Annotated in this window: 21 protein-coding genes; 10 read left to right on the top strand and 11 right to left on the bottom strand. The window is 37.6% G+C overall.

The annotated features are described in order from the left end of the window. Nucleotides 1–13: 13 nt before the first annotated feature. The 4 genes from J2Z82_RS07960 to J2Z82_RS07945 all read right to left on the bottom strand — a co-directional run bounded on the left by J2Z82_RS07960 (nucleotide 14) and on the right by J2Z82_RS07945 (nucleotide 4,341). Nucleotides 14–1,378, bottom strand: coding sequence for a TrkH family potassium uptake protein (locus J2Z82_RS07960; protein ID WP_209480268.1), 1,365 nt, complete (start codon nucleotides 1,376–1,378; stop codon nucleotides 14–16). 227 nt (nucleotides 1,379–1,605) lie between these two features. Beyond that, a complete protein-coding gene (locus J2Z82_RS07955) occupies nucleotides 1,606–2,016 on the bottom strand; it encodes a YwpF-like family protein (RefSeq protein ID WP_209480266.1) in 411 nt (136 codons plus the stop codon). A gap of 17 nt (nucleotides 2,017–2,033) precedes the next feature. Continuing rightward, a complete protein-coding gene (moaA, locus tag J2Z82_RS07950) occupies nucleotides 2,034–3,056 on the bottom strand; it encodes a GTP 3',8-cyclase MoaA (RefSeq protein ID WP_209480264.1) in 1,023 nt (340 codons plus the stop codon). A 22-nt stretch (nucleotides 3,057–3,078) separates the two neighbouring features. Beyond that, nucleotides 3,079–4,341 carry a molybdopterin molybdotransferase MoeA gene (locus tag J2Z82_RS07945; protein ID WP_209480262.1) on the bottom strand — a complete coding sequence of 421 codons (1,263 nt, stop codon included), beginning with the start codon at nucleotides 4,339–4,341 and terminating at the stop codon, nucleotides 3,079–3,081. Between the two features lie 667 nt (nucleotides 4,342–5,008). Here J2Z82_RS07945 and J2Z82_RS07940 point away from each other — a divergent pair. The 3 genes from J2Z82_RS07940 (at nucleotide 5,009) to nfsA (ending at nucleotide 6,840) form a co-directional block, all read left to right on the top strand. After that, nucleotides 5,009–5,161 (top strand): hypothetical protein, encoded by a 153-nt coding sequence (locus tag J2Z82_RS07940; RefSeq protein WP_175476805.1) that lies wholly within the window; start codon nucleotides 5,009–5,011, stop codon nucleotides 5,159–5,161. Between the two features lie 193 nt (nucleotides 5,162–5,354). Further along, the gene (locus tag J2Z82_RS07935; protein ID WP_209480261.1) at nucleotides 5,355–6,077 is read left to right on the top strand and encodes a hypothetical protein; all 723 of its coding nucleotides are present in this window, start codon (nucleotides 5,355–5,357) and stop codon (nucleotides 6,075–6,077) included. A 13-nt stretch (nucleotides 6,078–6,090) separates the two neighbouring features. Further along, complete coding sequence (gene nfsA / locus J2Z82_RS07930; RefSeq protein ID WP_209480259.1) at nucleotides 6,091–6,840, top strand: oxygen-insensitive NADPH nitroreductase; 750 nt, start codon at nucleotides 6,091–6,093, stop codon at nucleotides 6,838–6,840. A 103-nt stretch (nucleotides 6,841–6,943) separates the two neighbouring features. Here nfsA and J2Z82_RS07925 read toward each other — a convergent pair whose 3' ends face one another. Next, nucleotides 6,944–7,387 carry a hypothetical protein gene (locus tag J2Z82_RS07925; RefSeq protein WP_209480258.1) on the bottom strand — a complete coding sequence of 148 codons (444 nt, stop codon included), beginning with the start codon at nucleotides 7,385–7,387 and terminating at the stop codon, nucleotides 6,944–6,946. A 166-nt stretch (nucleotides 7,388–7,553) separates the two neighbouring features. Between J2Z82_RS07925 and J2Z82_RS07920 the strand changes: the two genes are divergently transcribed. The 7 genes from J2Z82_RS07920 (at nucleotide 7,554) to J2Z82_RS07890 (ending at nucleotide 11,230) form a co-directional block, all read left to right on the top strand. Then, complete coding sequence (locus J2Z82_RS07920; RefSeq protein ID WP_092493144.1) at nucleotides 7,554–7,760, top strand: DUF1657 domain-containing protein; 207 nt, start codon at nucleotides 7,554–7,556, stop codon at nucleotides 7,758–7,760. A gap of 61 nt (nucleotides 7,761–7,821) precedes the next feature. After that, nucleotides 7,822–8,289, top strand: a complete 468-nt coding sequence (locus J2Z82_RS07915; protein ID WP_209480256.1) for a YhcN/YlaJ family sporulation lipoprotein — start codon at nucleotides 7,822–7,824, stop codon at nucleotides 8,287–8,289. Between the two features lie 19 nt (nucleotides 8,290–8,308). After that, nucleotides 8,309–8,788 carry a stage V sporulation protein AC gene (spoVAC, locus tag J2Z82_RS07910; RefSeq protein ID WP_209480254.1) on the top strand — a complete coding sequence of 160 codons (480 nt, stop codon included), beginning with the start codon at nucleotides 8,309–8,311 and terminating at the stop codon, nucleotides 8,786–8,788. Further along, nucleotides 8,788–9,804: a stage V sporulation protein AD gene (spoVAD, locus tag J2Z82_RS07905; RefSeq protein WP_209480252.1), complete on the top strand. Its 1,017-nt coding sequence runs from the start codon at nucleotides 8,788–8,790 to the stop codon at nucleotides 9,802–9,804. The genes spoVAC and spoVAD overlap by 1 nt, the downstream gene beginning before the upstream one ends. Then, nucleotides 9,801–10,151 carry a stage V sporulation protein AE gene (gene spoVAE, locus J2Z82_RS07900; protein ID WP_209480251.1) on the top strand — a complete coding sequence of 117 codons (351 nt, stop codon included), beginning with the start codon at nucleotides 9,801–9,803 and terminating at the stop codon, nucleotides 10,149–10,151. Before spoVAD ends, spoVAE begins: the two co-directional genes overlap by 4 nt. Before the next feature lie 8 nt (nucleotides 10,152–10,159). Continuing rightward, on the top strand, nucleotides 10,160–10,363 hold the full coding sequence (locus J2Z82_RS07895; protein WP_209480249.1) for a DUF1657 domain-containing protein: 204 nt from the start codon (nucleotides 10,160–10,162) through the stop codon (nucleotides 10,361–10,363). A 12-nt stretch (nucleotides 10,364–10,375) separates the two neighbouring features. Then, nucleotides 10,376–11,230 (top strand): DUF421 domain-containing protein, encoded by an 855-nt coding sequence (locus tag J2Z82_RS07890; protein WP_209480248.1) that lies wholly within the window; start codon nucleotides 10,376–10,378, stop codon nucleotides 11,228–11,230. A 128-nt stretch (nucleotides 11,231–11,358) separates the two neighbouring features. Here the strand turns inward: J2Z82_RS07890 and J2Z82_RS07885 are convergent, their stop codons facing one another. The 6 genes from J2Z82_RS07885 to fdhF form a co-directional block, all read right to left on the bottom strand. Continuing rightward, nucleotides 11,359–12,342 (bottom strand): zinc-binding dehydrogenase, encoded by a 984-nt coding sequence (locus tag J2Z82_RS07885; RefSeq protein WP_209480246.1) that lies wholly within the window; start codon nucleotides 12,340–12,342, stop codon nucleotides 11,359–11,361. A 6-nt stretch (nucleotides 12,343–12,348) separates the two neighbouring features. Continuing rightward, a complete protein-coding gene (locus J2Z82_RS07880) occupies nucleotides 12,349–13,281 on the bottom strand; it encodes an ArsA family ATPase (protein ID WP_209480245.1) in 933 nt (310 codons plus the stop codon). Nucleotides 13,282–13,514: 233 nt separating this feature from the next. Continuing rightward, nucleotides 13,515–13,781 (bottom strand): cory-CC-star protein, encoded by a 267-nt coding sequence (locus J2Z82_RS07875; RefSeq protein WP_483414665.1) that lies wholly within the window; start codon nucleotides 13,779–13,781, stop codon nucleotides 13,515–13,517. Nucleotides 13,782–13,844: 63 nt separating this feature from the next. Then, nucleotides 13,845–15,593, bottom strand: coding sequence for a carbon starvation CstA family protein (locus tag J2Z82_RS07870; protein ID WP_209480243.1), 1,749 nt, complete (start codon nucleotides 15,591–15,593; stop codon nucleotides 13,845–13,847). Between the two features lie 237 nt (nucleotides 15,594–15,830). After that, nucleotides 15,831–16,298, bottom strand: coding sequence for a helical membrane plugin domain-containing protein (locus J2Z82_RS07865; RefSeq protein WP_209480241.1), 468 nt, complete (start codon nucleotides 16,296–16,298; stop codon nucleotides 15,831–15,833). Next, complete coding sequence (fdhF, locus tag J2Z82_RS07860) at nucleotides 16,291–19,242, bottom strand: formate dehydrogenase subunit alpha (protein WP_209480239.1); 2,952 nt, start codon at nucleotides 19,240–19,242, stop codon at nucleotides 16,291–16,293. Before fdhF ends, J2Z82_RS07865 begins: the two co-directional genes overlap by 8 nt.

Raw genomic sequence — 19,242 nt, 5'->3', positions numbered from 1 at the left:
AGCCTCTGCATATTTATCCAATTATCATTTTTTCCTTTGGATAATGAAACTTTCCACTCTTTTTACTATTTTTGAACATGAATAAAAAGGTAATAATTCCTACTCTTCCAATAAACATTAAAATCATCACTACAACTTTACTAAACGTTGACAGTTCACTTGTAATTCCAAGCGATAAGCCAACTGTACCGAAGGCAGATGTAATTTCAAATAAAATTTCTGATAATCGGAATGGCTCAACAATTGATACTACTAATACAGATGTAAATACAAAGATTCCAGCCATAAGTGTCACTGTTACTGCTTTAAGCAAATCATCCTCATAAACCTCTCGCCTGAAGATTCGGATGCTCCCTCCACCTCTAGCATACGTAATCATAAATATGATAACTAGCGCGAAGGTCGTTGTGCGAATCCCCCCACCAGCACTACTCGGAGACGCACCTATGAACATAAGAAATGACATAAAAAAGTGGTTAGATTCAGTTAATTGACTAACATCCATTGTCGAAAGTCCACCGCTTCGAGTTGTGATTGATTGAAATAAAGAGTAAAATAAAATTTCATGCCAAGATTTATCCGAGAAAAAGCCCCCGATATCCAAAAGCATAATAAAAACAGTTCCAACAACAATCAGCACCAAAAAGGTCATGGTTGTTACTTTCGTAAATAATGTAAATCGTAAATGTTTGCGTTTTTCTGAACCAGCAAACATATATTCTTTTACTTCAATTAAAACAGGGTAACCAATTGCCCCAAAGATAATCAATAGCATATTAATAAATTGAACAAAGTAATCATTCTTAAAGGGAATTAATGACTGGCCTGTTATATCAAACCCGCCATTTGTTGTTGCACTTATTGCCCCAAAAAAGCCTTGCATATATGCTTCTGATGCTGTTGGAAAGTATTGTAAGAAATGAGTTCCCAGTATTATAAAACCAATGAATTCAATCGTAAGAATTACAAGTACAATCTGCTTTATTAAACGTACGAGACCACCAAATGTTGTTTGATTCTGGTCTGTCATTATTAAACGTCTTTCTCGAAGTCCAATTTTTTTCCCAATCAATAACCAAATAAATGTTCCAACTGCCATTACTCCTACGCCACCAAGCTGAAGAATTAGAGCAAGGAGAAAAAAGCCAGTTGTACTAAAAGTATCTGCAATCGTTATTGTGCTTAGGCCTGTTACACTGATGGCACTAACTGCTGTAAATAGTATATCTATAAATGGTATATCCGCCCCATCTTGATGTGCAACCGGCAACGCTAACATAGCAGTAGAAATGATAACAGCAATTAAATAAAATAATAGTATCAGCTGTACTGGTGATAGCTTATTTATCCAGCGAAAAATTGAATTATTGTAAAACATAGCGTTGCTCCTTAATTGCCTACATTAATTATATCGGTTAATAAATAAGAATATTAATAACATTATAGCAGTAGACAGCATTATTTGCCTTCATTTTTGACATTTTTCGTCTAAATCAATCTAATTTTGTATAATTGTAATAGTGATCAAGAAGTCAGGAAATTCTGGTTTGAACCTAGTAAGACTGTATAACAAAGGGAAAAGGCTAGATTTGACAACCCAGCCTTTTAGATATGCTCCTTAAATTTTATCAGTAATTCTTCACCACTGTAACCCTCATCAATTAAAGATTTCAACTTATCCTCAACGATACTTTTTCGTTGATCCACAATCGTCCCTTTAAATAGGACATTCATATGTGCTCCAATTTCATTAATTCCGATAAGACTTGTAATAAATGTTGCAGGCTCATTACTCTCTTTTGAAATTTTCACCTGAATTAATACTTCTTCCTGCTTTTCCTTTAATTTTTGAAAAAAATTATAATATTTGTGCAGAAGATATGCCTCGATTACCCAGCGGTTCTGTTCATCCTCTCGGTTAATAACCAATCCATCCAATAACGGAAAAGACTGCTGAACCATATTTGATTCCTGGCTATCAAGGATTTCCAGTGATGCAAGCTTGAATGTTTTCATATATCCGCTTCCTCTCTTCATCCACCAATATAAGACATTTCAATTTTTTTACGATTATTATTTTTCTGTTCAGACCGTTCCTCAGAATAACGATCCTTTCGATTCCCCCATAAACTTGTCACTTCTTCTTCAAGCTGTTCGTCAGTCAATTCACCGCGTATTTTTTCACGAATATCGAAACCACTCGATGCAAACAAACACGTATATAGCTTTCCATCTGCCGACAAACGAATCCGGGTACATGTTCCGCAAAATGAATCGGAAACAGAAGAAATAACTCCTATCTCTCCCCCGCCATCCTTATAGCGGTATCTTGAGGCTACCTCTCCGTAATAATTCTCTTCTGCAGGCTCTAGTGGCATTTCCTTATCAATCATATCAATAATTTGCTTTTTGGTAATGACATTATTCAAATCCCATCCATTATGATTACCAACATCCATAAATTCAATATAACGTAGGATAACATTTGTTCCTTTAAAATATCGTGCCATCGGAAGAACCTGACTTTCATTCATTCCTTTTTTGGCCACCATATTAATCTTTACTTCCAGACCAGCTTCCTGCGCTGCCTCAATTCCTTTTAGCACAGGCCGGGCTACGACACCTTTACCGTTGATTTGCTTGAAAACCTCGTCTTCGATAGCGTCAAGACTAATATTCACACGTTTTAGTCCAGCAGCTTTTAATTTTGCAGCTGTTTTTGGTAAGAAAACTGCATTTGTTGTCAGCGCGATATCTTTTATTCCAGGAATTACTGTTAACTGTGCAATTAATTCATCCAGATTCCTTCGCATAAGTGGTTCGCCACCTGTTATGCGAATTTTTTCTACCCCTAATTTCGCAAATGTTTTAGCCAATCGAACAATTTCATCAAAGCTTAGTAACTCACTCTCTGATAAAAATACATGATCCTTACCAAATATTTCTTTTGGCATACAATATGTGCAACGAAAATTACATTTATCGATAACAGAAATACGAAGGTCTTTCAATGATCTGCCAAAGTGATCCTTTATTGGTGATCCTTCATTTTGCACTGTAACAACTCCTTTTTAATAACTAAAATTCCAGTTGACCCTCACTACTATTTATCAGCAACACTTCTACTTCATCACCTGATTTAAAACCACGTGTACCACCGGGCAATATCATTAACCCTGTTGTGTGTGCTAAAGATGTAACAACATTTGACTTATCTACACCTGCCAGTCTGGCATATATTTTTCCATTTTCATAAGTTATATAATTTCGGACAAATCGGGTAAATGGATTGGGCTTTGGAAAATCATCTGCTAATGTAGCCTTTATCCTTTTTAAATATGGTGTCTTGCTAAATAAGCTATGATTTAATATAGGTCTGACGAATAACTCAAAACCTACATAACATGCAGAAGGATTTCCAGATAAACCAAATAGTAATTTATTTCCGTTAGACGCAACAGTCGTAACACTTCCAGGCCGCATCGCTACTTTGTTGAAAAGTATACTTGCTCCAAGTTTCTCGTAAATAGCCGGCATCAAATCAAAATCACCAACTGATACGCCTCCTGTAGTAATTAAAACATCTACTTCTTCCAGAGCCTGCTTGATTGTTTGATAACTTGGTTCAAAATCATCTGCAAGCTTTCCGAAATATTTATATTCAGCTCCTGCTCTATGTATCTGTGATTCAATCATATATGCATTGGAATTACGAATTTTCCCTGGCTGTAATGCTTCATTAACATCCAGTAATTCGGTACCTGTTGCAATCACCCCTACTACAGGCTTCTTTGCAACTTTCACTCTACTATATCCAAAGGTGGCCAATAATGCTTTAACACCAGGGTTGATTAGTGTTCCCTGATCAATAAGCTTTTCACCTTCAGACACCTCAGATCCTTCTTCAATTATATTTTGACCAGCCTTCATTGTTCGTTTAATCGACATACAGGGCTTATTATTTTTCTCATAAGACTTACAAACTTCAAACATAGCAACACAATCTGCGCCCTCCGGAATTTTTGCACCTGTCATAATTCGTGTTGCCTGGCCTTGCTTCAGTCGAATTGTTGGTACTTGCCCGGCACCAATATGTTCCACAACATCGAATTCAACAGGGTTATTTAAACCAGCTTGTAAGGTGTCTTCAGAGTTGAAGGCAAAACCGTCATATGGCGATTTATTAAACGGTGGCACCGCATGACTAGCCACGATATTTTCTCCAAGTCTTCTATTATCACAATCATTTATAGAAATATATTCCGTGCACCCTTGATGTCGTTGATTCCAGACATGTTCAATTGCTTCCTGCACGGGGATTGGTTTTCGTATTTCTACCATTTGGATCAAACCTTCCATTACTAATCATTACCATCAGTGTAACAAATATGGCTCAAAATTGATATTTACGCACATACAATATTAAAAATAGGCTGTTTAATAAAATATTATTACTTTATCAAAGTAATGAAATCATAACGTAGTTGATATTAACTGCGAACTAGTTGGGTGCAATAAAACCGATACGGAAATACACTTCGCGCACCTAGGGCGGCTGATGAGCCTCCTTGCTCCTACGTCGCTGCGTAGTCTCATCTAGGCCTAAGCTCCCACAGGAGTCTACGTGTATTTCCTCCGCTGAATCGCTATAGAATAAATTTGTGACAGCACTACAGTAGTCCGGGTGAGCGGAGGGCGGTGACTCCTGCGGGAATAGCACGTTCCGAAGACCCGCAGAGTGGTCTTCTCGAGGAGGCTGAGGTCGTGCCCTAAGGTGCGCATCCGCCCGCAGCGAAACCCCGGACGGAGGGACGAGAGTTTATAGATTTAATTCCTGCAGTTACTTCGCAGTATATATCAATTGCTAAGATTAAAAAGCAACAGAACTTGCGAAAAGCGCCAAGGAATAAGAAATGTTTTAGCATTCTGCCTACTGGGTATTTGATTACTAACACCCTAGAAACAATCATAACGATTTCTAAATTGTTGTTTAAAAGGAGTGGTAAGTGTGGATGAACATAAAGATGTGGAAGTAGAACGTGTAGAAAAAAAGTCCGACTCAAGTAAAGTTGGAGTCGCTGTAATCAAATATGTAACATATTTAATCATATTCTTTGGGATTTTATGGTTCCTAATCAATTATGTATTTCAATTATTCTAAAACAGACATGACACTAAAAAACATCACTTACGAGTGGTGTTTTTTTATATAATAAAGTGAATCTAGTCGAGTATACTTACACAAGAATTGCTTTAAGAAAAAAAGACAGGTTTTCTAATAAAGTTTTTGACCTAGTAAAAGGTTTTCTTTAATGTATAATTAGATGTGTGCAGAATGTTGGGGGGTGTTTATAATGTATAAGTGGTTATTATGTATAAGTGCACTTATACTATTAGTTGCTTGTAGTGAAGAGCCAGTAATTATACAAAAGGATACGAAACAAGTTGATCCTAACCAAGATCCTGAATTTGTAGAAGAACAAACTGAAGATGAAGAAGTTGATCAGTTTATCGAGTTCACCCTTCCAGATGAAGAAGTTAAAATCAACTTGGAAATGGTTCCGATTTTAAATGCTTATTTACAAGGTATTCAAAATCGCCAACAAGCACTAGAAAAAATGAATATGTTCCGTGTAAGTGCTACAGATAAAAATCTGTACTTACTTGAATTCTCCTGTCAGGATGAATTATGCTCATACTTATTACTTGACCAAACAGAGGATAATCAGGCATATTTAATTGCTGATTTAGCCAAGTACATTCAGGCAAAGGCTTCACCAGATAACACAAGAATATTACTACGTTTTCATAGGAAACTCACATCTCCTGCCCCATACTCCAACATTGCTGTTATTGACTTAGAAGAATGGAGATTAATTCCACTCGCAAACGAAATGAACGACAAAGATGTTCTGAACTACAAATGGCCAATCTTAACTGCCGATTGGGTGGATAATGACACAATCACAATATCACATCCAGATATAACTGAGGCATCACCTGAAAATATTAAACAGTGGCAGGAAAGCAAAAAAACAACGGTGAGTGTTGAACTAACACTAAACACAAATGATTAAAGGAGTTCCAATCATGAATAATACTATAAATATAATAAGTAATCATCGCTCAATACGAAAATTTAAAAGTGAAAAGTTAACGACTGAACAAATACATAAAATTATCGGTGCCGCTCAACAAGCATCCACGTCAAGTTATGTTATGGCATACACCGTTATCGGTATTACAGATGAAACTGTAAAGGAAAAGTTAAAAGAAGTTTCTGGACAGGATTACGTAAAAGAAAATGGACATTTCTTTGTTTTTTGTGCTGATTTAAATCGTATCTATCAACAAGCTACTGCGGAAGAACAAAAGGAAATGCAGAAGAGTTTAGAAAGTACTGAACAGTTCCTTGTTTCAACAGTAGACACAGCATTAGTCGCTCAAAACACTGCAGTCGCCGCAGAATCAATGGGGTTAGGAACATGCTTTATAGGTAGTCTCCGAAATAATATTAACCGAGTTAATGATATCTTGGAGCTTCCAGATTACGTTGTTCCATTGTTTGGGATGGCTGTGGGCTATCCTGATGAAAATCCAGATAAAAAGCCGCGTCTTCCTATAGATGCCATATATCACGAGAATAAATATAATACAGACTATCAATTTCAGCAGGAATTAATAGATAACTTTAATGCAGAACTCAAAACATATTACCAGACGAGATCAAATAATACGCGTACAGACACATGGTCAGAGCAAATGGTTCGGAAATACAAAAATGCAATTCGAATGGACGTTACCCCATTTATTAGAAGTAAAAACTTAAATAAACGATAAAATTTAGAAAGCTTGACATTCGTTAAAAGGATTCTTTTGAATTCGTACTTTGCTTTCTAAACTGCTAAAAAACAGCATCCGTATTTATTCGGCATGCTGTTTCTTAATTAAACATTAGATTTTCTTGATAATTTATCCTTACTTCTTCGCCATCCACTTTAAACCTTGACTCACAGAACAATGTATATTCCCCTCTGTCTGGTGATTCAAACGTTTTAGAACCTTGAGGATGATAACTATTTCCTGAAGTCAGCACTCTAGTAACATTACTTCCAGTATAATCATGATTTTTATGTTTCATCGAGACAGATATAAGCGGAGTTTGATGTGATATTTCCACCTGTTCCTCCCCTATGTACTGGATTGATCGGAAAACTTGAAATCCTTCAGCCATTTTCTCCACACGGATATGTAAAATAAATTCATCTTGTTGTATTTCTTTGCTTTGGTTAACTGTCAGTTCTGCCTCAGCCTGCTCGTAAAACCAATAAAATGAGATCAAGAGACAAACCGACAAAATTGACAGTACAAGTACCCCTTTTTTCATTTTTCACTCCCCTATCATATATATAAGACGTATTAACCTTCCAAAAAGTTTCCATTTATTTAATTTTATATTAATTAAGTATAAATAATAGGTAAAAAATAGAACGTATAAATAACTGCATTTTATAAGATTATATATAGTGAAGCGCAAATAAAGGAGGATATATATGACAGTCTCAAGCCAAGTTAAGCAAACATTAGCAGGACTTAAAAGTGCACAAGCTAGTTTTGAACAGTTTGCATTAGAAACAGAAAATAAACAAGCGAAACAGCTTTATGAGAATGCAGCCCAGCAAACAGAGTCAATCTTACAGAGCGTTGAACCAAGAGTATCACAAATTGAGCAGGAAGAACCACAATATAAAGGACTGTAAATACATTACTTCATGAGGTTGGTTTTCTATCACCAACCTCTATCATCGGGAGGGTTATTTTATGAATAGTTATAAAATCTTGTTTATACTTGGTATAATATTTTTCCTCATTAGTTGCAATCCAAATACAGATAGTGATCCCTCCCAAAACGGTCAGATTGATGGAGTTAATTTTACCAACATTTCTACTGAAGCATCAATTGATCAATCCGTTTCGAATAATGCTAAACAAAGTCTCAGTCAGCATAAAGAGATAACTAACATTAATGCTGTAAACACAGAAAAGGATCTGGTTATTGCGATTGAAGTACATCATAATGAACGCTTTAAATTAGCAAAAATCCGAAAAAAATTGCATAAAAAAATGGAAAAGGTTTTTCGTGATCATAAAGTTCAACTATCAACTGATCAAAAAATAGTAATTGAAACAAAACAGCTGGAAAAACAAATACAAAATAGAAACGTTTCAAAGAAGAAGCTTGAAAAGGAAGTAAAACATTTAATCAAACTTATGAATGAACAAACATAAGGAAAAGAGTGAGCAATTCATGGCAGATAATAAAAAGAAAAACCTACCACCTAATGCTCAAAAATATCAGGCATTTCAACAAGATAGAGAAATTAAAAGACCCCTTTTAAAGAACTGTATCAAAGCTTTTTTTGTAGGTGGATTCATTTGTTTTATCGGCCAGATAATTTCAACAATCTATATTTATTTTTTTGACTTTACAGAGCAGACTGTCGGGAACCCAACTGTTGCTACTTTGATATTTATTACAATGCTTTTAACAGGCTTTGGAATTTATGATCGAATCGGACAATTTGCTGGTGCCGGTTCTGCTGTCCCAGTTACCGGTTTTGGAAATGCAGTTATATCTGCTGCTATCGAACACCGTACCGAAGGATTTGTTTTAGGAGTCGGTGGAAATATGTTTAAATTGGCGGGATCTGTCATTCTGTTTGGTGTTTTTTCCGCTTTTGTTATTGCATTAATTAAGACAATACTCATTCAGTGGGGTGGATTATAATGCTAACTGGGCATCGGACGTGGATTTTTAAAAATAAACCCGCTATTATTTCAACTGGTACTGTAGGTGGTCCTTTTGAAGCAAACGGGAATATACCTAATGACTTTGACCTTTTACATGATGATATGTGGCTAAAGCAATCCACATTTGAAAAAGCTCAGCAAACAATGATGGAAGAAGCAACACAAATTGCCATTAAAAACAGTTTAATTGAAAAGGAACAGGTCAATTTTTTTATTAGTGGTGATTTAATCAATCAAATTACACCCACAAGTTTTACAGCGAAAACACTGGATATACCATATTTCGGCTTATTCAGTGCCTGCGCAACCTCTATGGAAAGTTTGGCACTTTCAGCATTTCTTGTGAATAGTAATGGTGCTGACTATATTTTAAGCGGCTCTTCCAGCCATAATGCCGCCACTGAAAAACAATTCAGATACCCTACTGAATATGGTGGTCAAAAACCACCTACCGCCCAATGGACTGTAACTGGTGCCGGATGTGCATTAGTTGCTAAAGAAGGCGATGGACCAAGAATCACATCAGCAACCATTGGTAAGATTGTTGATATGGGAATGACTGATCCTTTTAACATGGGAGGGGCAATGGCTCCAGCGGCTGTTGACACGATTGAGACGCATCTGCGAGAACGCGATGTTGATCCATCCTATTACGATTTAATTATTACAGGGGACCTTGGTCATATAGGGCGGGAAGTAACGATTGACCTATTACAGAAAAGAAATGTTGCTGTTACAGAAGAAAACGTTAAAGATTGCGGATTAACTATTTACCGTGAGGGTCAGCCTGTTCTAGCCGGTGCAAGTGGTGCTGCTTGTTCAGCTGTTGTAGTATATGGACACTTTTTAAATCTAATGAAACAGCAAAAGCTGAATCGAATCCTTGTAGTTGCAACCGGTGCACTACATTCGCCTCTTAGTATGCAGCAAAGTGATTCTATCCCTTGTATTGCACATGCTGTTTCTATCGAGTCTGGAAGTGATTTACAATGATCTTCTTCTGGGCATTTGTTGTTGGAGGGCTTATTTGTGTCATCGGACAGATTATGTTTGATGTATTTAAATTTAATCCTGGACTAACTTTAAGTATTCTCGTTGTCGCAGGTGCAGTATTAGACGGGTTTGGTCTATATGAACCGTTAATTGACTTCGCAGGTGCTGGTGCAACAGTACCTATTACCAGCTTTGGCAATTCACTTGTCCACGGTGCTATGGCAGAGGCCGAAAAACACGGACTTGTCGGTGTTGTTACAGGGATGTTTGAAGTGACCAGTGCTGGTATTTCAGCTGCGATTATTTTTGGAATGATTGGTGCAATTATTTTTAAACCGAAAGGATAGATTAAAATATGACTGTAGGCTCACAAGTTAAAGGTTGCTTTTCGTCTGTTAAAAGTGTTGAAGCAACACTTCTATCATTAGAAAATAAAACGCAAAATCCAGAAGCGCGAGAATGCTTCCATGAAGTTCAAAGTATCATTTCTGATATCAAGACTGATTTAGAGAAACAAGTAATATATTTATCACAGCAGGAACCACAATATAAGAACTAAAGGAGAGGTACAATGCCAGGCTGGGTTGAAATCCTAATACGATCATTAAGTTTATTGATTGCTCTGTTTTTTATTACCAAAATGCTTGGTAAAAAACAAATGTCCCAACTTGATATCTTTCAATACATAACCGGAATTGTTATTGGAAGTATTGTGGCAACACATGTTACAGATTTGACAACCCAATTTGAATATTCACTTATTGCACTCTCAGTGTGGTTCCTAGTACCACTAGGCTTAGAGTATATAGCGTTAAAAAGTAAACGAGTACGTGACTTCACCCAAGGAAAAGGCACCGTATTTATTCAAAATGGTAAAATAATGGAAGAAAATTTAAAAAAAGAACGTTACACTACTGATGATTTGCTTGAAGAATTGCGTAACAACAACATCTATCAAGCTGCAGATGTCGAGTTTGCTGTTTTAGAGCCAACAGGAAAGGTTAATGTATTACCTAAAAAGGAAAATCAGCCATTAACAGTGAAGGATATTGGCTTAAAACCAGCTCCAGAAAAAGAACCTCAAACAGTTGTTATGGACGGAAATCCATTACTCGAGCCTTTATCAAATGCTTCACTAAACATAAATTGGCTTGAAACTGAGTTGGACAAAATGGATATCAGTATTGAAAATGTTTTTTTAGGTCAAGTAGACAGCGATGGCCAATTAACATTAGATTTGTATGATGACAAAATTGCTGTACCTGGCCCAAGTGAAAAACCACTGCTTCTTGCTACGATGAAAAAAAGCCAGGCCGACCTTGAATTATTTGCACTGGCTTCCGAGAATCAGGAAACGAAAAATATGTATGAGAAAAATAGCCAGAAAATGCAGGAAGCAATTGACAAAGTTTCTCCATACCTTTAATATCAGAAAACTTGGCATTCGCCAAGCTTTAATAGCGAGTGCCTTAGTTGCACTTATGCAGTTAGAAAGCAGTTATACTTATTATCTGTAAAAAAGACTCTCTTATTATAAAAGAGAGCCCTTACTGTCTATTCACTTACTACAATTGCAACATTCCCAAACTGTTTACCTTGTTCAAGGTAGTTCATCGCGTCTTTTGCATTGTCCAGTAAAAATGTACGGTCAACAACTGGATGTGTTTTAAAGTTCTCAATATGTTTCAGCATTGCACGAAGCTCTTGCCTGCTTCCCATCGTTGAACCGAATAATTGATATTGTCCATAGAAAAACTTCCGTAAATTCAAATCAATTGTATCCTCAGTCGTAGCACCAAACGCTACAATACGTCCACCCTTTTTCAGTACTTCCAATGAGCGATTAAAGGTAGCTCGTCCCACACTTTCAATTACCAAATCAATGGTTTCATTCTCAAGCTCTGCTGTCCAATCACTGTTGGTATCCAGAACAATATCAGCGCCTAATTCTTTAGCCTGCTGACGTTTATCTGCACTGCGGGAAGTTACAATCACTTTCGCCCCAACGTTTTTAGCAAATTGAATAAGATATGTCGCTACACCACTTCCGGCACCAGGAATAAACAATGTATCCCCTTCTTTAAGCCCACCTTTTGTGAACAATGCACGATAACCGGTTAAAGCAGGTAATGCTAGAACTCCTGCCTCTTCCCATGTGAGATGCTCTGGCTTTGCTTCCACCTGTTCAGCAGGCAGCACAATTTTCTCCGTAAATGTTCCATTATCAGGCATTCCAAGAATGTCAAAGCCCTTTGGAGGTGCATCACTATTTTCATACCATTGAAGTGATGGATTAATCATTACTTCATCTCCAATTGAAAAATCTGTAACGCCTTCCCCTACTGATTCAATTATACCTGCACCGTCAGACCCAAGAATCAATGCAGCTGCCTCATCACCTCTACGTTTTGGAATAGAGATATCACGTCGATTTAATCCTGCAGTTCGAATTGACACTGTAACCTGTCCGTGATCTGCAAACGGATCCGGCATATCTTTAAGCTTCATTTCTCCAAACTCATGTACAAATGCTTTCATATCCAGTCACCTCTTCACAAAATATTTACTGAAATCCTTAAGTTGTTGCTTGTCCATTATATCGCGTGAAAATAATGGTACATAAATCAATTGCTGCTTCGTAAAAGTTTCTTTAATAGTGTCCATATATTGCTGTTCATGCCCTTTACGCTGCAGTAAAAAATCACCATCCACATCATCTGGCAAGACTTTATTTACGATTAATGTTTTCACATGAAGATGATATTTATCAAGCAATTCAATCGCTTTTTCAGTTTCCAGAATTGGCAAACGCTCAGGATTCATTACAAAGACAAACCCAGTAACTTTTCCATCCAATAAAACTTCTCTTGCCTTAGAAAACCTTTCCTGGCGCGTTTTAAGTACATCATAAATTGGGTCTTCAATTGGTTCTCCATCATTTAATAATTGTGTATAGTTTTCATTTGTCTTTTGCCGTTTCTGTAACATTCCTTCAATCCATACTCCCATTAGCTCTGGCAATGAAAGCAGGCGAATCGTGTGCCCTGTTGGAGCTGTATCAAAGATAAGTTTATCATAATGCTCGCTTTCTTCTAAAATGATTGAGATTAGTTTATCAAACAACGCAGCTTCATCTGCACCTGGAGAAGCCTTTGCAGTATCCAACTGGCGGTAGACCTCTTCCATCATACCAGAATGAACTACACCTTTAATGTTTTCTTTTACCCCTTTAATATAATTATTAGTCTCTATTTCCGGATCAATCTCAAGAGCCGAAAGATTCTGTGAAACCTTAGTTGTCTTTCCTCCAATTGATTGATTAAAAATATCTCCTAAATTGTGCGCAGGGTCTGTCGATATAAGCAATGTATTATGGCCTTCCTCTGCTGACTTCCAAGCAATTGCTGCAGCTGAAGTAGACTTACCCACACCGCCTTTTCCGCCAACAAAAATAATTTTTTTCTCTAGAACTTGCATTTTCAGGCTCCTTTTCAATGGGTATCTAAAAATCATAATTTAGTACCTATTCAATTTTATCACATGTAGCCGCGTTCAGTTATTACGCTTCTAGTGGAATCGAATGTCCGTTTACTCAGTGTCCTCTTTATCTCAGGGAAAAAGTAATCAACTAAGACCATCTAGCACCATTATTCCACCCGCAGCACTGAGAACAGTTTATACATTGCTAATCAGGCTCTTACGCTCTTTATTTAGCAACAACGGATTCCCGTCATTGGTGACTTTTCCATTCCCATGCGTAAATGCCAATCGTGGAAACGCTCAATCATATATGGATATAGTTCGAGTGTATAATAATAGACAGGATTTGGAATACCGATCATTTCAGAATACAATAGAAGCAAAAACAAGTCATCTTGATCTCTTAATTCCCTTGCGATTTCTTGACGATGCGGCATATTTAATACTTCTTCATAATATTCGATGAGCATCTTGATTTTATCTAACACGTTTCTCACCTCTTCTTCAATAATCAGAAAAGGGATCACTTTTAAAAATGATCCCCCCTCTATTATAATTTTCTACTTAATCATCTTATCATCAGTATCAATATCCTGATCCATTTTACCCGTTAATGCTGTAAATGCGGTCAAGATAATCCATACCGCAAACACAAATATGATTGCCCCGAAGACAAAGAGTAATGTGCTCGAGCTTGATCCAAACCATGACCATTGAAATACAACCTGCTGGAACATTGCCCACAGTGTCATAAACATCAGGAATACCATCGGGATGAAGGTTATCATATAGTTTCTGCCTTGTCGTTTAAGCCAAATGGAAATCAGCAATAAACTAATCCCTGCAAGTAACTGGTTAGATGTCCCAAATAATGGCCAAAGCAGATATCCACCTGAACCAAAGCCTTTTGGACCTTCTGGCAGTAGTACTAACGCCGCACTCGAGACAACAGCAATTGAAGTTGCAACATGTGTTTTTGTAAGTCCCGGCATTTTATATTCAACACCAAGTTCAGCTATAATATAGCGCATTAGACGAACCGATGTATCTAGTGTTGTTGCAGCGAAACTCACTACGATTACAGATACAATTGTAGCTGCAATATCTGGAGGAATCATTAATCCTGTAGCTAGTTGACCAGCACCCTGAACAAATACATTAAGTCCTGCGCCGCCCGCTGCCGCAAAGCTGCTATATGTTGCTAGGAATTCATCAGTACTAGAGAAGAATGTAACAACAGCAATGATTGCTATCAATGCTAATGCCCCTTCACCAACAGCACCTAAATACCCAACAAATCGTGCTTCAGTCTCGTTATTTAATTGTTTACTCGAAGTACCGCTCGATACTAAACCATGGAATCCTGATATGGCTCCACATGCAATCGTGATAAATAATAGCGGAAACCATGATACATCAGTATTCGTATGGGTTAATGGCGCTGTGATTTCTGGATTGGTTAATAATAGTCCCAAATATAAAATCGCAAGACCAACAATTAGCTGATGAGAATTAATGAAGTCACGTGGCTGCAGTAACTTCCAAACAGGTAATGTAGAAGCGATATATACATATATCATCAGTATAATGATCCAGATAAAAAATGCAGTTGAAACAGCTCCAAGTCCAAATAGACCTGTAGCACCTTCACCGCCCATATACTGGACTAAATCTATTTGCAGAAAATCGACCCTACTTGCAATAACTGCAGTTATATACATAACTGCCAAAGCCAGCAGTGATGGCACAAGCATTTTTTGCTTACGCTTATATACTGCAACACCTATCCATATTGCTAAAGGAATTTGGATAAACACCGGAATAACACTAGCCGGGAATGAAATAAACAGATTCGCAATTACCCATGCAAATACTGCATTAACCATTAAAACTAGAATAAGAATGATGAATAAAAATAGGACCTTTGCTCGTTGTCCGATAAGTTTATTTGCTAGCGTTCCAATCGATTGACCCTTATTTCGAACAGATAATACAAGTGTTCCAAAGTCGTGCACACCTGCAGCAAACACTGTCCCAAGGATTACCCATAGAAATGCTGGGAGCCAACCCCAATAAACTGCTATGGCCGGTCCAACAATTGGTGCTGCCCCTGCAACTGATGTGAAATGATGTCCCCACAAAACAAATTTATTCGTAGGTACAAAATCCACACCATCTTTATAACGATGTGCAGGTGTAACATAGTTAGGATCTAACTTGAAAATCTTTTCTGCGACAAACTTAGAATAATAGCGATAACCTAATGCGAAAACAAGCATCCCGATTATCGCAACCAAAATACTACTCACCTTCTCAACCTCCCCCAAGTTTTTTGGTTTGTCTCCTAAGAATCGTGAGACATACCTAGTAAAATCTATGTGAAAACAATAATAAATAGTACAACTCCATCATACTGAATAAATATTCATTAATGCAAATATTTTGAATTAAAAAAGGTTTTTTAATTTTAATTTTTTGTTTATTAGTAAAATATCTTTTAAAATTGCCTCAAAAGTTGCATATACAACCTTTGAGGCTCGCGTTTTTTAATCTCTTCCCATTCCGCGTAAAAACTGCAGCAGCATTGTAACACTTCGATTAATTTCTGGATCCTTTAATGCTTTCAAAAGATCCATATATGATGTCTTATCAGAACCCTCAAATGTACTTGCTACTTCCATACCACTATTAAGCCTATCGGCAAAATATTGAATTTCATCCACTTTGAGGTCACCAATAAACAGAAATAATTTGCTCATGTTTTCCAGCGTACCTGAATATTGGGGTTTATTTAACTCACCCATCACATTTTCCAAAGCATCCTCTTTATGTTTTACCAAGGCATTCACCGTATCCAACGAGCCACTTTTATTAAGATTCGCCAACAAATCAATACCTTTTAGAATTGCATCTTTGTTTTCGCTGACGGCCCGAGAGACTTCGTCAATATTCCGCTCTTTCGTAGTTTCCTCTGGAATTTCCATCCGCTTAATATTTGTTATCGGATTAGACATCATGCTTCACCTGGCTTCCTGGGAAAATATAGTCATCACGATCCCATTTATCCTCTACCTTTACACTAATCTGCGGTTGTGGATTTCCTCGCCGGTAGTTATTTGGTGGCAAGGGACTTTTTCCTTTCTTCTTAATAACATCCATTTTTACTGCAATCTCCTTGTAAGAAGGAGTGTTCGTATCCTTATCCACATTATTATCAGTTAAATAATTGACTGCTAATTTTCCATTATCATTCAATGGAAGATACAATTCTTTACCGCGTACACGATCTGTAATGTGAGCAATCCCGGTGGCTTCCCCGGATTCCGACGTTAGTTTAACTTCAGCGCCCTCTTTAATTCCGCGTTCTTCAGCTAATTCAGGTGAAACTTCAATAAACGCATTTGGCATTTTACTTGTAATTCCTATTGATTTATACGTCATATTACCCTCATGAAAATGTTCCAGTACTCTGCCATTATTCACATGCAAATCATATTTTTCATTTGTATCATATTTTAATTCATATTCGAGCGAGTACAATCTTGCTTTATGATCATCAAACGGGAAACCGTCAGTATATAGCAGTGGTGTATCTGTCCCATCCGCATTAACAGGCCATTGCAGGCTATTATAATCTGCTAATCTATCATAACTTACCCCAGCAAATAATGGAGCAAGTGATGCAGCCTCATCCATAATTTCCGATGGATTAGAGTAACCCCAGTCATACCCGAACTTGTTTGCAATGTCCATAATAATTTGCCAATCCGGACGAGAGTCGCCCACAGGATCTAGCGCTTTGTACAAGCGCTGGATACGTCTTTCTGTGTTCGTGAATGTTCCTTCTTTTTCAAGACTCGGAACAGCTGGTAAAATAACATCAGCATACTCTGCTGTCTTCGTTAAAAATAAATCCTGAATAACGAAGAAATCGAGTTTTTCAAATGCAGCAGTAACATAATTAATATTCGCATCAACTATTCCCGTATCCTCTCCCAGCACGTATAAAGCATTCAAACTCCCTTCATGAATCGCCTTAATCATTTCATGGTTATCCTTTCCGGGTTCACTTGGAATTTCTGTACCCCAGGCATCTTCATAGCGCCCACGAACATCATTATCTGCAACCTGTTCATATCCAGGGAAGAAGTTCGGCATACTGCCAAAATCACTGCATCCTTGGACATTGTTATGCCCTCGTAATGGATATGCACCTGTCCCGTTTCGCATATAGTTTCCAGTAATTAATAATAGATTTGAGATTGCTGTACTCGTATCACTGCCAAGCTGATGCTGGGTTACTCCCATTGCCCAGCAAATTGCAAGTTTATCAACACTGACAATCTGTTCCGCAATTTCAATTAATTCCTTTTTGGATATACCTGTTAATTGTTCAGCATATTCCAGAGTGAACTTTTGCAAAGATTCCTTATACTCCTCAAATCCATTCACCCATTTATCAATAAACGTACGATTTTCTAGGCCTTGATCTATAATATATTTTGTTACTGCAGACAGCCAAACTAGGTCTGTTCCACTTTTAGGCTGGAAAAACCTATCAGCTCGCTGTCCCATTTCATGTTTTCGTAAATCAAATACATACAGCTTCTGGCCAAATAACTTTTGCGAACGCTTAATGCGCGAACCAAGCACGGGATGTGATTCGGTTGTATTAGAACCTATCGTTATAACCATTTCCGCCTCACCAATATCATCAATTGAGCCAGAATCCCCTCCATGGCCAACTGTTCGAAAAAGTCCTTTTGTAGCCGGTGCCTGACAATAGCGTGAGCAGTTATCGATATTGTTTGTTCCAATCACCTGCCGAGCCAGTTTTTGCATCACATAGGATTCTTCGTTTGTAGCTTTGGAAGACGAAATAAATCCAAGTGCATCGGCACCATTTCCTTTCTTAATCTCTGAAAAACGCTTCACAACATAATCTAGTGCTTCATCCCATTCAACTTCCACAAAAGATTCACCATCACGAATTAACGGCTTGGTTAACCGTTCATCAGAGTTTACATAGTCCCAGCCGAATTTTCCTTTAATACATGTAGAAATCCCGTTTGCAGGAGATTCTTGCTGTGGTTCTACTTTCAATATTTTACGGTCCTTTGTCCATACATCAAATGTGCAGCCGACACCACAGTATGTACAAACAGTCTTAGTTTTTTCGATTCTCTCTTCTCGCATCGACGCTTCCGTGTCAGATACCGCAAATAGTGGACCATACCCTGGTTCTGCCTTTTTTGTCAAATCAATCATAGACCGTAATAATCCTGGACTGTGATCAGTCATATACCCTGCTTCACCAACCATCGATGTTTCCATTAAGGCATTACATGGACATACGGTGACACATTGTCCACATCCCACACAAGATGATTCATCAATAGGTACGTCGTTATCCCATACTACTCGAGGTTTTTCTCTCTTCCAGTCAATTAAGAGCGTCTCATTTACCTGGACATCCTGGCATACTTCTACACAGCGACCGCACAATATACACTGGTCTGGATCATAACGATAGAATGGACTTGAGTTATCAATCTCATATGGTTTTGGCTCAAAGGGCCTCGATTGGTGCTCCAACCCAAATTCTGCAACCGTATTATGAATCTCGCATGTGCCGTTGTTATAGTCACAGACGGTGCAATATAATTCATGCTTTTCTAGTATTCTATCCAGGGCTTCTTTTTGAGCTGTATTCACTGGCTCGATTGTTGTATTTACTTCCATACCAGGTGCAACTGTTGTTCCACATGCACGAACAATTTGACCGTCAACCTTTACCATACAGGTATCACATGTTTGTACAGGCCCTAGTGACTCGTTGTAACAAATTTGTGGCACAAATTCGCCAGTTGTGTTAATCAAATCCAATAGATTTTGGTTATTTTCTGCTAAGTATTCTTCACCATTTATCGTAACAACGATATGTTCTTGGTCTTGCAC

This window comes from Virgibacillus litoralis (assembly GCF_017873675.1).
Classification (GTDB): domain Bacteria; phylum Bacillota; class Bacilli; order Bacillales; family Amphibacillaceae; genus Lentibacillus; species Lentibacillus litoralis.
Note: the sequence above shows the minus strand (reverse complement) of the source record. Positions and strands in the feature narration are given on the sequence as shown.

Bases quoted from the DNA above. Each gene is read 5' to 3' on its own strand.
- J2Z82_RS07960 (WP_209480268.1), bottom strand. From the start codon at position 1,378: ATGTTTTACAATAATTCAATTTTTCGCTGGATAAATAAGCTATCACCA.
- J2Z82_RS07955 (WP_209480266.1), bottom strand. From the start codon at position 2,016: ATGAAAACATTCAAGCTTGCATCACTGGAAATCCTTGATAGCCAGGAA.
- J2Z82_RS07945 (WP_209480262.1), bottom strand. From the start codon at position 4,341: ATGGTAGAAATACGAAAACCAATCCCCGTGCAGGAAGCAATTGAACAT.
- J2Z82_RS07935 (WP_209480261.1), top strand. From the start codon at position 5,355: ATGTATAAGTGGTTATTATGTATAAGTGCACTTATACTATTAGTTGCT.
- nfsA (WP_209480259.1), top strand. From the start codon at position 6,091: ATGAATAATACTATAAATATAATAAGTAATCATCGCTCAATACGAAAA.
- J2Z82_RS07925 (WP_209480258.1), bottom strand. From the start codon at position 7,387: ATGAAAAAAGGGGTACTTGTACTGTCAATTTTGTCGGTTTGTCTCTTG.
- J2Z82_RS07920 (WP_092493144.1), top strand. From the start codon at position 7,554: ATGACAGTCTCAAGCCAAGTTAAGCAAACATTAGCAGGACTTAAAAGT.
- J2Z82_RS07915 (WP_209480256.1), top strand. From the start codon at position 7,822: ATGAATAGTTATAAAATCTTGTTTATACTTGGTATAATATTTTTCCTC.
- spoVAC (WP_209480254.1), top strand. From the start codon at position 8,309: ATGGCAGATAATAAAAAGAAAAACCTACCACCTAATGCTCAAAAATAT.
- spoVAD (WP_209480252.1), top strand. From the start codon at position 8,788: ATGCTAACTGGGCATCGGACGTGGATTTTTAAAAATAAACCCGCTATT.
- spoVAE (WP_209480251.1), top strand. From the start codon at position 9,801: ATGATCTTCTTCTGGGCATTTGTTGTTGGAGGGCTTATTTGTGTCATC.
- J2Z82_RS07895 (WP_209480249.1), top strand. From the start codon at position 10,160: ATGACTGTAGGCTCACAAGTTAAAGGTTGCTTTTCGTCTGTTAAAAGT.
- J2Z82_RS07890 (WP_209480248.1), top strand. From the start codon at position 10,376: ATGCCAGGCTGGGTTGAAATCCTAATACGATCATTAAGTTTATTGATT.
- J2Z82_RS07885 (WP_209480246.1), bottom strand. From the start codon at position 12,342: ATGAAAGCATTTGTACATGAGTTTGGAGAAATGAAGCTTAAAGATATG.
- J2Z82_RS07880 (WP_209480245.1), bottom strand. From the start codon at position 13,281: ATGCAAGTTCTAGAGAAAAAAATTATTTTTGTTGGCGGAAAAGGCGGT.
- J2Z82_RS07865 (WP_209480241.1), bottom strand. From the start codon at position 16,298: ATGTCTAATCCGATAACAAATATTAAGCGGATGGAAATTCCAGAGGAA.